A 12,026-nucleotide genomic window follows, 5' to 3' on the forward strand; every position below is an offset into this window, starting at 1 on the left:
ACGGCTTCCCAAGGTCGGTGCTGAGCACAACCTAAGGAAGCCGTCTAACTAATGAAGCGGTATGTCATGGCATTTCATTACATTACATGTATTCAGGCGTCGTCTCCGGTTCAAGAAGCAAGGTCGAATTAATGACCAGGCGGCGGTCTGGCGAGGTTCGATCCAGAATTCGCCACCCCTGCTCTCGAATACGGGATTCATCCAGCGCCTCGTACATGATCTGCCTTAATCCTTCGGCGGTTCGAATCCCGACGAGTGCATACGGCGAAGTGCCCCGGATGCATGAAAGCACCGCCTCCTTATTCGGAACGAGGCTAGCAATAATCATTCCTTCATAAGGGCTGTAATCGAAATCCGCGCCATCACACAACACGATCTTTACCTTAGATTCCATACCCAGGCGCATCATTAACAATTGAGAAGCCTCATAAGCTCTATTGTCGATTTCCAGACAGACAACCGATTCCTCGCCAAGGAGGTTTAAAATAATTGGGCTAAGAGGCATGGGTCCGCTTCCGACAAATACGATCGGCGTTTTACCCGTTCTCTCCCTTCCGCCGGCAAAACGTCGAAGCGCCAGCAGTTCGTCCCTCACCAAAGCCATGTAGGCAGGCCAGCAAGAAAGCCCAGTTAATGTTGTAATGGAGAGTTGATCGCTCCCGCAAACACGAATAGAATCGCTTAACTCGGCCAGAAATTCAGCCTCCGATAATTTGGCCCGGAGCCCTAGTTGATGCAACCGAATATAATTACTGCTTAATACCTCCTGCATGTCCTCCGGAGAAAAGTGGGAACGAAGCTCTAGAGTCAAACGGGCAATGATGCTCACAACCCGCTGGTTGGCAGGGGATAGGTCCCCCTCCTTCTGAAGCAGCTCATTAGCTTCCTTAATTATGGAGAGTATATGTTCCACACGTTCTGGCCTGCTGACTTTAAGGTTAAGAGCTCCCATTGATTCCTCGTGCATTGGTTCAACTCCTCCATCGTCCATATCCGAAACGTTACTATGGAATATATTCAAAGGATTCAGGTTGTAGACGAGCGGAACGCAAGCCGATTATTCAAAGTCTTACTAGCTTCTATAGTTGTGTGCTTCATGCCCGATCCAATCCTCAACCATCGAAAGCTTGTCTGTAGTTAGCTCTCCCGTATTATCAAAATAAAGCACGGACGAATCCGGCAACGGCCATTTCGAGCTGCGTGCAGCAAGAGAACGGCTGAATACGGCCCAATTGTCCAGCTTCCAGGCGTCAAGAGCCGATCCCCGTTGAACAATGCGTTCCCTATAATGGCTGTCTTCCTGCAGGCTGACGAAAATCACCTTCACATCCACGGTGCTTAAATCTGCGCCAATCCGGGCAAGCTCGCCACCCAGCCACTCAGGTTCCTCTGTCTCGCGCGTAAACGGACCGATTACATACGCATCCGTACCCAAGGCGATATTCTCCAATGCGGCATCCATCGTAAGACGATAGCCTAAATCCCTGCACCTTGTCTTGTACAGCGGAGAGTCCCGGTCATTCGGATCCAGTCCAGAAAGTGTCATAATTGCTTCAGCGGCAGGGCGCAGGAGCGTGTCCATATCGAAGAGCGCGGCGTGGCTTCGCTTAGCCAACGCTTTGGCGAGAGTTGTTTTGCCCGCGCCGGCCCCCCCAAGGAAAAATACAAGCCTGCCCATTCCGTTCAGCCTCCATTCCCCAATAGCGATAAAGGATCTATTAGCAAACAATATCACGTCTATTCTATATCGCGGCCTTCAATGCGCGCAATCAGGTCAGCAGGATATTGTTCATCTCAAAGCGAATATAATTCCCGACATCTTTCCCGAACAATCGGGAAATCTCCTCTATTGGTTAGGGAAGCCGTTCCGATAAGCTAAACTCATAACCAATGAGGAGGATGTAACAAGATGGAAATGACTCAAAGCAGCCAGCCTAAGCGCTGGAAGAGAATCGGTTTTGTTGTTGTGGCGGCACTGTTTGCACTGTTTGGATTTTTTTTGCTGCAAGGAGCTACAGAGGCTTTGGAGCCTTGGCTGCCATCTGATTGCGGGGGCTGTGGAGGACCAACGTATTTGCCAGATTCCTATCGCTGGCTCGCAGCTTCACATGGAGCCTTGCTGGCCTTCCTATTTGGCGGAAGCTTGATCGCCTTGCTGCGCCGGCCTTTTGAGAAGCCGATATTATTGCACTTCTATATGGTTGGCCATCTCGTATTTCTGGCGGTATTCGCTATCACTGCCCCTAAGCTTGCCATAATGAAGCTATTTGTATTCGTTATGTTTCTGCTCACGCTGGGAATCCTGCTCGCCTTCTATCACAATCGGTCCTCTGCGGTGCGACTGGAACCGTCTACAGGCTATTCCCGTCCCCTGCTCGTGCTGACGGCAATTGCAGCGCTCATTCTGCTGCCTGTAGCTGTCCACTCGGGTATCCAGCAGTGGTCGGAGACGGCGGAGCAATTCCGCTGGGGCGAGCAAGCAGCGATGCTGATCGTGTTGTTATACGGCGGATGGCTGGCTGCCTCGCAGCGTGTCGGTGCTTACGTGCTGGGGATTATCGTAAGCATCACTTATGTGTACCTGGGAGCATCCGCTCTTGCGGTTCCGAACCATCCAGGAAGTTGGGGCATCGCGGGCGGTATAGCGTCTATTGTTTATGGCATCGTGTATGCCGCCGCCGTCGTATATAGCAAAAGAACGAGGTGATCATGTGATAACGGCTCAACAGAAGCCTGTACGACAAAGCGATATAAGCAAGCTCAGCCACCGCCAAACCCGGTGGCTTCTTGCGTTGTATGTCGGAATGATTTCGATCTGCCTGTTTCTCAGCCTGAGCTATCTGGCGTCGCTGCCTTCTTATTTCGACTATTTGATAAGCTCCTGCTTCAGCTCGGCAAGGGAGTGCTCCGATACGACAATCTCCCCTTTGCCCCCCCATTGGGGCAAGTCGCTTGGTATGACGGCCTCCGGGCTGGCCCTGCTCCATATCGGCATCGACTTGTTTTTTTTCGCGTGTTACGGGCTCGTCAGCGCACTGATCCTTCTGTTGAAGCCGAGGGACGCCATCGGGTCCATCACGGCTTTTGCTCTCCTATCCTTCGCGTTCAGTGATCTCGCTTTCAGACAGTGGGGAGGCACGGAGCTGCTGACACCTCTTGTGCAGAGCGCCGGAATGCCGGGCTACCTGCTGTTCGCCTTATTGTTCCCAAGCGGACGCGTGACTCGCAGATGGATAGGAGCTGTAGCTGTCTTCGCTTTCTTATTCCGGTATTTACCCGACTATCTTCCAATTGCCGACATTCAGACAGAACGATGGCCGTTATGGCTGTCATTATGCTGGGTCATCGTTTTTTTCGGGACGCTGGCTTATAGTCAGTACATGCAATACCGCGAAAATAAATCCGCAGAAGCACGAAATGCGATCCGCAAGGTCGCTTTCGGATTTATCGGTGCCTTCGCCGCACTAATCAGCGTCAATCTGCTGCTCTTAATTTGGCCTCAGCTTTACGGGAACAGCGTGTTCTGGCTGGATCTCCTGGTACGCCTTGCCATGCTGCCCATTCCGTTTGCGCTGGGAGCTGCTTTGCTGATGCACCGTTTGTGGGGCGTCCCGCCTATCGTTCGCAAGAGCGTTGTTTACGCGCTGCTCCTTCTGCTTGTGTTCGGCATCTATATGGCAACCGTATGGTATCTTACTCTTGTATTCCAATCGGAGAGGGGCTTATATTCTCTCATCGCGACAGGACTGGTCGCCGTCTTGTTCAGCCCGCTGAAGGATGTCCTGGATAAGCTGGTTAACAGGATTCTTTATGGCAAAAGGGACAATCCCTTATCCTTTCTGGTGGGACTGGGCGATCAGTTGAAGGCGCCTCATACACCTGAGCAAATCCTCCATTCCGTCGTGACGACCATTCAAGAGATGCTGCGTCTCTCCCACGCTTCCATTACAATTCTCGTAAATGGAACGGAACGAGAGGCAGCGATGGCAGGCTACCCTCGCCAGGAAGGGGCCCATCGATTCCCTCTGGTCATGGGCGGGGAGGAGCTTGGCAGCCTCTTTGTCGCACCTCGAGCGCCTGCCGAGCCGCTGAGTGCAGCGGATCACAAGCTTCTGCAGTTGCTAAGCAGGGAAGCCTCTCGTATCGTTCACGGCTTGAAGCAGTCACTGGATATTAACCGCCTTATGCAGGAGCTGCACACCTCTAGAGAGAAGCTTATCTTCGCACGCGAGGAGGAAAGACGCGCCATCCGAAACAACTTGCATGATGACCTCGCTCCCCGACTGGCCTCTCTTGCGTTATTCGCGTCGGCAGCGCACAAGCTGATTCGCAAGGACCCAAGCAGGGCGGAGGCTATTGCCGATGAGCTGGAGAACGACATTCGGGTTATGGTCAGCGACATTCGCGATTTTGTTCATAACCTGCGTCCTCCGGCACTGGATCAATACGGCCTTGTAGGCGCCATCACCCAGCAGGCGGATCGTCTGATGTATATTCAGCTGGCGGACGAGCGAACGAGCGGCGAAGAGGTTATTTTTGAAGTAGCCTCACCCGATCCTCTCCCTCCCTTGCCTGCTGCCGTTGAAGTCGCTGCCTATCGAATCGTGTCCGAAGCGCTTGCCAACGTCATTAAGCATGCCAAAGCCAGTAGATGCCAAGTCACTCTTGCCATGGGGATGGGTGAGAAGTGCGAGGAGCTCTATGTGGAGATAACGGATGACGGAGTGGGTATCCCCGCTTCAAAAGACCATGAAGCCGGATCCGGCGTTGGCGTCGGATTAACCTCCATACAGGAGCGAGCCGCGGAGCTTGGAGGAAGGAGCCGGATTGGAAATCGAGACGGCCGAGGTACTAAAGTTTCGACTTGGCTGCCTTTGCATATTCATACCGATTGGAGTGTCGATTCATGAAGATATGGAAAATAATGATTGCAGATGATCACCCCATGTACCGCAAAGGGCTAAAAACGATCCTGGAGACCGTAGACGACATGATAGTCACAGGAGAAGCTACGAACGGGGAGGAAGCTATCGCCCTCTGTGAGCGGGAATTGCCTGATGTCATCTTGATGGATATTCGGATGCCCGGCATGAACGGCGTAGATGCAGCGCGGCACATCAAAAAGCAGCATCCGGATGTGCAAATCTTGTTCCTGACGATGCACGAGGATGATACATCGGTTATAGCGGCAATGAAGACGGGGGCTAGAGGCTATTTCCTCAAAGACGCCGATAAGGACGAGATCATTCGCGCCATCCGCGCCATCACTGCCGGTGAAGCGATCTTCAGCGCAGAGGTGGCGGCGCGCATGATCGATTACGCTACCCGCCCCGTCTCTAACCTTGATCAATTCTCCCAGCTGACCGCCCGTGAGAAGGAGGTGCTCCATTACATAGCCGAAGGCTATTCCAACGCGAGAATCAGCGAGGTTATGGGTCTAACGGCCAAAACCGTATCCAATTACGTGACCCTCGTCCTGAACAAGCTCCATGCCGCGGACCGCGCCGAAGCAGCTAGAATGGTAAAAGAGCCATATAATTAAATTGTTTTTTTCTCCATTTTCCGATAAAATATACATACAAACAAACGTTCGCCAACACTGGTATCCATATCATGGGAAGGATGTGCTCTCTTGAAGGATGAATTACTTCAGCTAATCTTCGAGAAACTGAACGCCATCGAGCTTAGACTGGATCACACGGCTACCAAGGACGATATCGTCAACATGGCCACCAAGGACGATATCGCCAACATGGCTACCAAGGACGATATCGCCAACATGGCTACCAAGGACGATATCTCCGAGCTTCATGTGAAGTTTGACGGTATGGCAGCTGAATTGGGACGTATGAACGCCAAGCTTGACTCCACGTTCGAGCAGGTCGTGCGAAATTCAGAGATGATTTCCGCCTTTATGGAGACGGCCGCCACAGTTAATGAGCACACCATTGATATCAAGCTGCTTAAGAAAGCAGTAGCTAACTATTAAGTAATAACCCTTGGGAGACTGCGAACAACTATATTTTCTTATATATATTCTTAAATTTGTGAAATCCCTTGCATGATAAGATACAGATATTGAACCATGCAGCTAGGAGGGATTCTATGACAACGATCGCGCAAGGCGCCTATCATACAGGCGAATATCGCAATCTCTTTAAGGAACTAGGGTACGAAGAGAGCTTGATTCAAACGAAGCTTGAGCAGACATGGGCTGAGTTAATTGAGGGGGATGCGAACACTAGAATCTATTACCCGATGGGTGAAGATATGGGTTATTTCCTGGACACAGGGAATACGGATGTTCGGACAGAGGGTATGTCTTACGGCATGATGATGGCTGTTCAGATGAACGACAAGAACATATTCGACCGCCTGTGGACGTTCTCGAAGCGATTTATGCAGCATACCGAGGGTCGTTACCAGCATTATTTCGCATGGCATTGCACGACAGAGGGCACCCGCCTCTCGCAGGGTCCCGCCCCCGACGGAGAAGAGTTCTACGCGATGGCGCTATTGTTCGCCTCAAGCCGCTGGGGAGACGGTCCTGAGCCGTACAATTACTCCGTTCAGGCCAAGACCATTCTCCGCGCCTGCATTCATAAAGGCGAGGAAGGCGAAGGAGATCCCATGTGGGATCTGCCGACAAGGCTTATCAAGTTTGTTCCGGAATCGCCTTTCAGCGATCCGTCCTATCATCTGCCCCACTTCTACGAGCTGTTCGCGGAGCGAGCGGACGAGGAGGACAGGGTATTCTGGAGGGAAGCAGCGGCAGCCAGCCGAGCATACCTTCACACCGCCTGTCATCCGGAGACGGGCCTCTCTCCGGAATACGCCAACTATGACGGAACCCCTGCCCCGGTGCAGCGCCACGGCGATTTCCGTCATTTTTTCAGTGACGCGTATCGAGTAGCTGCCAATATCGGGCTCGACTGGGAATGGTTCCGCGCCGATCCGTGGCAGGTTGAACAGTCGAACCGCCTTCAACGCTTTTTCCGCGACATTGCTGTATCGGATTATCGCCGCTATACGATCGACGGCAAGCCCTTTGATGAGCCTTCTCTTCACCCCATTGGGCTGCTCGCGACCAACGCGATGGCGTCTCTAGCCGCAGATGGTCCGGATGCGGAGCATTTCGCCCGTCTGTTCTGGAACACGCCGCTTCGAGACGGTGCCCGCCGGTATTACGACAACTGCCTGTATATGTTCAGCCTGCTGGCGCTTTGCGGACGTTATCGCATTTACTAGACTACTCGATATCAGGATACACAAAGACCGTATCCACCGGTTTAAAATACAGATGTCCGTCCGGCCAGGGCTGGAAATGCAGGTCCATCCGCGCATCGCTCCAGTTGTCCGGCGTCCCCCGCGTCCGAAGCTTGCCCGGCAGTGCTGGCTCTTCAACCACGACAGGAAATTCCTGATAGCCGAACAGCATGTTTTCATGCATGCCGATGATCTCGTATTTGGGTCCGTGGAACGCCTGCTCCTCCTGCAGCTGGTAATGGTAATAGATATAGCTGGCCGCCATCTCCGGCTTCAAATGGGCGACTCTGCCGACGCGGCGCTCTACCACTGATTTCCGCTTCCAATGCTCCAAGCTGGCCGGCTCGTTGAAATGGAAGACGTCGATCATCTGAATCCACGCTCGCTTCTCCTCCTGTCCCGGCCACAGCTCCAGATAGGGGGACACGCTGGGCAGGAGCTCCTCCGCGTCCAGCCTCTCCCCCACGCATTCCGCGTACAGGAACAGATTGCGCTCCCATCGGAAACAGCCGAACGTCATCAGTTGTCCCCTTGCTATTCGCTGCTTGGCCGTAAGATCCTCCTTAGCCGCTGCCACAGCCTGCTCCTCGCAGCCCTTCCTCAGCTGAGCTCTCGCGAGCACTCTGTAAATTGGTTGATCAGATTCAGCAGCTACCATTCTTTTCTCCACTCCCTTCCTGTTGTCCGCAGCTCCCCTGAGAAATCGAATCCCTTCAACCGTTTAAGCTGGTCAATAAGAGAGACTGACTATACAATTATAATACTTGTATTTTACACGGAATTCAGCGAAGGAGGAATCACAATTATGCGGCAGAGCAAGCTGCTGACATCAATAATTGCGGGAATGGCATCCGGAATCGTGCTTGGCCTTTTCCTCAAGGCAATAGAGGAGCTGACCATGCTTCGGGTGTACACGCTGCTGTTGAATGTAGATTATATTCCCATTCTAAAGGAGCTGCAGCTCCATGAATCCGTCGAATTCCTGCTGCACCTCGTCATCTCTCTTATTCTGGGAAGCCTCGTTGGCTCATACGCCTCCGCCAAGCACTGGACAAGGCGGCAGATCCTGCTTGCCTCCTGCGCAATCAGCGTCGCAATTGCACTTCTGCTATATCCGACGACGCTCCTGTCCGATAGAACGCCGGAGCTGATGAACGGAGAAGCTTTCTTCTACTGGCTGGTCGGCCATCTCATCTATGGCGGGGCCTTGGGATGGTTTCTGCGGAAGCTGGCTCCAGCTTGAACCTATAATACCGCTTGTATACGAAAGGGGCAGCGATCTGCACGATCCTGCCCTTTCCTTCATTCCCGGATATACCGCTTGTCCTTGAGAAACAGCCTCCAGAACAGATAGAAGCCCGGCGCAAGCACCGCTACCCCGATACTGTATGACACAAGCAGAGAGCGGAAGCTGGCCCAGTTCGTAACGGCGTCCTCAATGCGCAGGTAGGGATAAATAAGATACGGAAGATGTGCGATCCCATACCCGACGCTTGCAAGGAAATATTGGCCGATAATGAAGGTGACCGCAAGCCGCGGCCGTCCCGGAGCCTCTGGCCTGTGCCTCGGCAGCATAAATCCGTACCCGATCGCGAAAAAAATAACGGAAGCCATAAACCAAGGCCACTGGCTTTCGATGCGGCCAACAATCCAGCCCGCTTCCGGCGCCATAGCGTAGGTTGCCAGCACGGCCGTCAGCAGCGTGAACGGACCGATCATCATCGCTGCCCTTCTATATATGCGATAAGTATGGAACTCCTCGGCCTCGTGCGCATAGTCGGCAAGGAATAAAGCTGCCAAAAATAATTCCGACGTAATGCCGAAGGCCAAATGCGCATATTCCGTAGGGGATTGAAGAAGCTTGCCGAATAGCAGCTCAGGCTGCGCGTCCGGAGACACCTTAACAAATCCGCCTAACGAGATTGGCAGTACACTGAGCAGCAGCCCCGGAATCAGCACCCCCGTCAAGCCCGATATCCATTTGAGCAGCCGGCTGAACTTCTCCGTCGAATAGCTGTAGACCATGAAGCTGCTTCGAATCGTCAGCAGAATCAGAACAAGACTGACAGGAACCAGCAGGATCGTGCCGAACCAGTATGCTCCCCTCGGGAAGAAGCCGACAAGCGCGACGGCGATCAGCACCAGGAAGACATTCGTAACCTCCCAGGATGGCGACAAATAACGATTCGCGATCTGTGCGGCCCGCGTTCCCGACCTGCGGTCGAACACAAGCGCCCAGAAGCCCGCCCCGAAATCCACGGAGCCCAGAATGGCATAGGCGAATATAAAAGCCCACAGAATGGCAATCGCAATATTCGCGTGATTCATATCCATGTTACGTCAGCTCCCTTCCACCGGCAGCAGCTCGCGGCCTACTGGTCTTCTGCGGAAATAAAACCGCATGACAAATATCGTGATGGTCATGAGCAGAGCATATAGTCCGAGGAACAAGACGAACAGGATGCCTATATCGTCGGAACGGGTGGCGGCATCCGCGGTAAGCTGCACGCCGCTGATGACCCATGGCTGCCGGCCCGTGCAGCTGAATACCCAGCCGCTCTCTATGCCGATCAGCGCAAGGGGGCCCGCCGACAACAGCACGACGAGCAGCCATCTCGGAAGCATTCGCTTGCGGATGAATAGGATGAACATCGCTAGTGCGGACAGTCCTAGAAGCGCCCCGCCGATCAGGACCATTACATTAAACAAGGTGTGCACATAGAGAGGCGGCCACAGCTCCTGCGGATAATCGTTAAGACCTCTTACGACACCGTCGAAGCGGTCCGTCGCCAGGAAGCTGAGCGCCCACGGAACTTCGATGCCGCCTACGACCCGCTGCTCCTCGATGCTCGTTCGCCCGAATATTTCCAGCGGCGCATAGGCTTGCGTCTCGAACAGCCCTTCCGCGGCAGCGAGTTTCAAGGGCAAGTAGTGGTGCAGCATTTGCGCCGTGTAATGCCCGTTGACGGCCGTCGCTAGCGAGCAGACCAACCCTACGCCCATCGCGAGCTGCAAGCTCTTGCGGTGATAGGCGCGTTCGCGCTCGGGACGGTCTCGCTTCAGCAGCTTGTAGGCGGCCACGGAGCCGATGCAGAACGCGCCCGTCATATAAGCGGAAGCCACGACATGAATGGCCGTCACCGCGAAGCTGGGATTGAAGATAGCAGCCAGCTGATTCACGTCCGTCACGGAGCCGTCTTCTATTCGGAAGCCCCTCGGAGTGTTCATCCAAGCATGCACGTTCGTAATCAGCACAGCCGACGCGGAGGCGCCAAGCGCGACCATGAGAACGCTGACGATTCGCAGATTGCGGGACAAACGGTCCGCCGCGTAGATATATATGGACATGAACAAGGCTTCCAGGAAAAATGCCCACAGCTCAACCTGGAAGGGAACGGCGATCACCTGTCCCACGATCTCCATAAATCCAGGCCATAGCAGCGACAGCATCACGCCGACGATCGTCCCGGAAGGAATAGCTACGCCAAGCAGGATAGCCTGCGCCTTCGTCCAGCGCTTTGCCATAATAGAATAATCCTTGTTTTTGGTTATGCCTGCCATCGCTTCGGCGAATACGATCATAAGCGGAACGCCGACGCCCAGAGTAGCGAATATAATATGGAACGCCATCGACGTTCCGAACAAAGCTCTTGCCAGCACAACATTATCCAACTTCCAGCACCTTCCTCATCTCTACTCGATATAGGTTGAAGCATTCATGTAGTATGAGGCGGAAAGCTGGTAATTATGTGCAATTGACCGTGCGGAAAATATGAAGAAGGCTTTCTCTTACAAAAAACGAAGACAGAATAATTAACTCTCAGAGGTTTTGTGTGATTGAAAAAACAGCATGCTTCCCTTCAGGGGAGGCATGCTGTCTTCTATCGGACGATTCTACGATGCGCCGTTCTATATTTATCGTCATTCTATCTCCGTTGCGGCAGCCGCTTGCCGATCCGCGCTCAGCCGCCGCGCGCTTTCCCTCACGACTAGCTCCGGCTCGATAATCGTCACCTTCTTCACCTTCTCCTTCACGACCAGCTTATGCAGCACTTCCAGTGCGGTCGCCCCGAGCTGATCCATCTGCTGCTTCACCGTCGTCAGCTCCGGGTAGATGGCGGACGCCAGCGGAATATCGTCAAAGCCAATGATGGAGATGTCGTCCGGCACCCGAACTCCGGCTTTCATGGCCGCCTTCACCGCGCCTACCGCCGTGAAGTCGTTCACGCAGAACACAGCCGTCGGTCTGCTCTCTTCGGATAAGAATCGCTTCATTAACCGCTCACCGGACGTCATCGAGAAATCACCGTACAGCACTCTGGTGTCGGGAACGGGTAATCCATTGCTCGCCATTACTTTCTTAAATGCTCTCACCTTCTGGGCCGTCGTCGTCATATTATCGTTGCCCGCGATGAAGGCGATGTCCCGGTGCCCGCAATCGATCAAATATTGCGTCGCGATTTCTGCTCCTTTGCTCTCGTTCGTCATGACGCGGTAGAGAGAGGTTCCCGGGAGATTGCCGTTCACCAGCACGAGCGGTATGCGGTTAGCCGTCTGTATGACCCCGATCGTTCCCGTCTCCTTCTTGGACAAGCCGCGAGCGAGAGCGTTCGGTTGAAATTGGTAATGATCAATCAGCCCCATGATCTTCAATCGCGTGCTATCCTTCACGGGCGCCGTATTGTTAAGCACCCGGGATACGGTCGCCACGGAGACATTGGCCTCTTTCGCTATATCGTAGATCGTTACTTGCTTCACGC

12 protein-coding genes are annotated in these 12,026 nt (G+C 53.5%); 6 read left to right on the forward strand and 6 right to left on the reverse strand.

Annotated elements, in window-relative coordinates; all coding sequences use genetic code 11:
* Window positions 1-82 precede the first annotated feature (82 nt).
* Both AB1S56_RS15830 and AB1S56_RS15835 read right to left on the reverse strand, forming a co-directional pair.
* Window positions 83-967: a nicotianamine synthase family protein gene (locus AB1S56_RS15830; protein WP_340872241.1), complete on the reverse strand. Its 885-nt coding sequence runs from the start codon at window positions 965-967 to the stop codon at window positions 83-85.
* A gap of 105 nt (window positions 968-1,072) precedes the next feature.
* Window positions 1,073-1,678, reverse strand: coding sequence for a hypothetical protein (locus tag AB1S56_RS15835; RefSeq protein WP_340872239.1), 606 nt, complete (start codon window positions 1,676-1,678; stop codon window positions 1,073-1,075).
* 231 nt (window positions 1,679-1,909) lie between these two features.
* On the opposite strand from AB1S56_RS15835, the gene AB1S56_RS15840 reads away from it, so the two are divergent.
* From AB1S56_RS15840 to AB1S56_RS15860, 5 genes are all read left to right on the forward strand, one after another.
* The gene (locus AB1S56_RS15840) at window positions 1,910-2,707 is read left to right on the forward strand and encodes a hypothetical protein (protein ID WP_340872238.1); all 798 of its coding nucleotides are present in this window, start codon (window positions 1,910-1,912) and stop codon (window positions 2,705-2,707) included.
* A 4-nt stretch (window positions 2,708-2,711) separates the two neighbouring features.
* Window positions 2,712-4,910, forward strand: a complete 2,199-nt coding sequence (locus AB1S56_RS15845; RefSeq protein ID WP_340872237.1) for an ATP-binding protein — start codon at window positions 2,712-2,714, stop codon at window positions 4,908-4,910.
* Window positions 4,907-5,542 (forward strand): response regulator transcription factor, encoded by a 636-nt coding sequence (locus AB1S56_RS15850; RefSeq protein ID WP_340872236.1) that lies wholly within the window; start codon window positions 4,907-4,909, stop codon window positions 5,540-5,542. The genes AB1S56_RS15845 and AB1S56_RS15850 overlap by 4 nt, the downstream gene beginning before the upstream one ends.
* 90 nt (window positions 5,543-5,632) lie before the next feature.
* The gene (locus AB1S56_RS15855) at window positions 5,633-5,989 is read left to right on the forward strand and encodes a hypothetical protein (RefSeq protein WP_340872234.1); all 357 of its coding nucleotides are present in this window, start codon (window positions 5,633-5,635) and stop codon (window positions 5,987-5,989) included.
* A gap of 116 nt (window positions 5,990-6,105) precedes the next feature.
* Window positions 6,106-7,248, forward strand: coding sequence for a glycosyl hydrolase family 8 (locus AB1S56_RS15860; protein WP_340872233.1), 1,143 nt, complete (start codon window positions 6,106-6,108; stop codon window positions 7,246-7,248).
* A 1-nt stretch (window position 7,249) separates the two neighbouring features.
* On the opposite strand, the gene AB1S56_RS15865 is transcribed toward AB1S56_RS15860, so the two are convergent.
* Window positions 7,250-7,924, reverse strand: coding sequence for a hypothetical protein (locus tag AB1S56_RS15865; RefSeq protein WP_340872232.1), 675 nt, complete (start codon window positions 7,922-7,924; stop codon window positions 7,250-7,252).
* A 147-nt stretch (window positions 7,925-8,071) separates the two neighbouring features.
* Between AB1S56_RS15865 and AB1S56_RS15870 the strand changes: the two genes are divergently transcribed.
* Window positions 8,072-8,509 carry a hypothetical protein gene (locus AB1S56_RS15870; RefSeq protein WP_340872231.1) on the forward strand — a complete coding sequence of 146 codons (438 nt, stop codon included), beginning with the start codon at window positions 8,072-8,074 and terminating at the stop codon, window positions 8,507-8,509.
* 59 nt (window positions 8,510-8,568) lie between these two features.
* Here the strand turns inward: AB1S56_RS15870 and AB1S56_RS15875 are convergent, their stop codons facing one another.
* The 3 genes from AB1S56_RS15875 to AB1S56_RS15885 form a co-directional block, all read right to left on the reverse strand.
* Window positions 8,569-9,594, reverse strand: coding sequence for a cytochrome d ubiquinol oxidase subunit II (locus tag AB1S56_RS15875; RefSeq protein WP_340872253.1), 1,026 nt, complete (start codon window positions 9,592-9,594; stop codon window positions 8,569-8,571).
* Between the two features lie 12 nt (window positions 9,595-9,606).
* The gene (locus AB1S56_RS15880; RefSeq protein WP_340872230.1) at window positions 9,607-10,938 is read right to left on the reverse strand and encodes a cytochrome ubiquinol oxidase subunit I; all 1,332 of its coding nucleotides are present in this window, start codon (window positions 10,936-10,938) and stop codon (window positions 9,607-9,609) included.
* A gap of 249 nt (window positions 10,939-11,187) precedes the next feature.
* Window positions 11,188-12,024 (reverse strand): LacI family DNA-binding transcriptional regulator, encoded by an 837-nt coding sequence (locus AB1S56_RS15885; protein WP_340872229.1) that lies wholly within the window; start codon window positions 12,022-12,024, stop codon window positions 11,188-11,190.
* Between the last annotated feature and the right edge of the window lie 2 nt (window positions 12,025-12,026).

The organism is Paenibacillus sp. PL2-23, assembly GCF_040834005.1.
In the GTDB taxonomy this organism is placed as follows: Bacteria; Bacillota; Bacilli; order Paenibacillales; family Paenibacillaceae; genus Pristimantibacillus.

Excerpts from the sequence above, each read along its gene's own strand:
- AB1S56_RS15870 (WP_340872231.1), top strand. The coding sequence starts at position 8,072 with ATGCGGCAGAGCAAGCTGCTGACATCAATAATTGCGGGAATGGCATCC.
- AB1S56_RS15875 (WP_340872253.1), bottom strand. The coding sequence starts at position 9,594 with ATGAATCACGCGAATATTGCGATTGCCATTCTGTGGGCTTTTATATTC.
- AB1S56_RS15830 (WP_340872241.1), bottom strand. The coding sequence starts at position 967 with ATGCACGAGGAATCAATGGGAGCTCTTAACCTTAAAGTCAGCAGGCCA.
- AB1S56_RS15865 (WP_340872232.1), bottom strand. The coding sequence starts at position 7,924 with ATGGTAGCTGCTGAATCTGATCAACCAATTTACAGAGTGCTCGCGAGA.
- AB1S56_RS15835 (WP_340872239.1), bottom strand. The coding sequence starts at position 1,678 with ATGGGCAGGCTTGTATTTTTCCTTGGGGGGGCCGGCGCGGGCAAAACA.
- AB1S56_RS15840 (WP_340872238.1), top strand. The coding sequence starts at position 1,910 with ATGGAAATGACTCAAAGCAGCCAGCCTAAGCGCTGGAAGAGAATCGGT.
- AB1S56_RS15860 (WP_340872233.1), top strand. The coding sequence starts at position 6,106 with ATGACAACGATCGCGCAAGGCGCCTATCATACAGGCGAATATCGCAAT.
- AB1S56_RS15850 (WP_340872236.1), top strand. The coding sequence starts at position 4,907 with ATGAAGATATGGAAAATAATGATTGCAGATGATCACCCCATGTACCGC.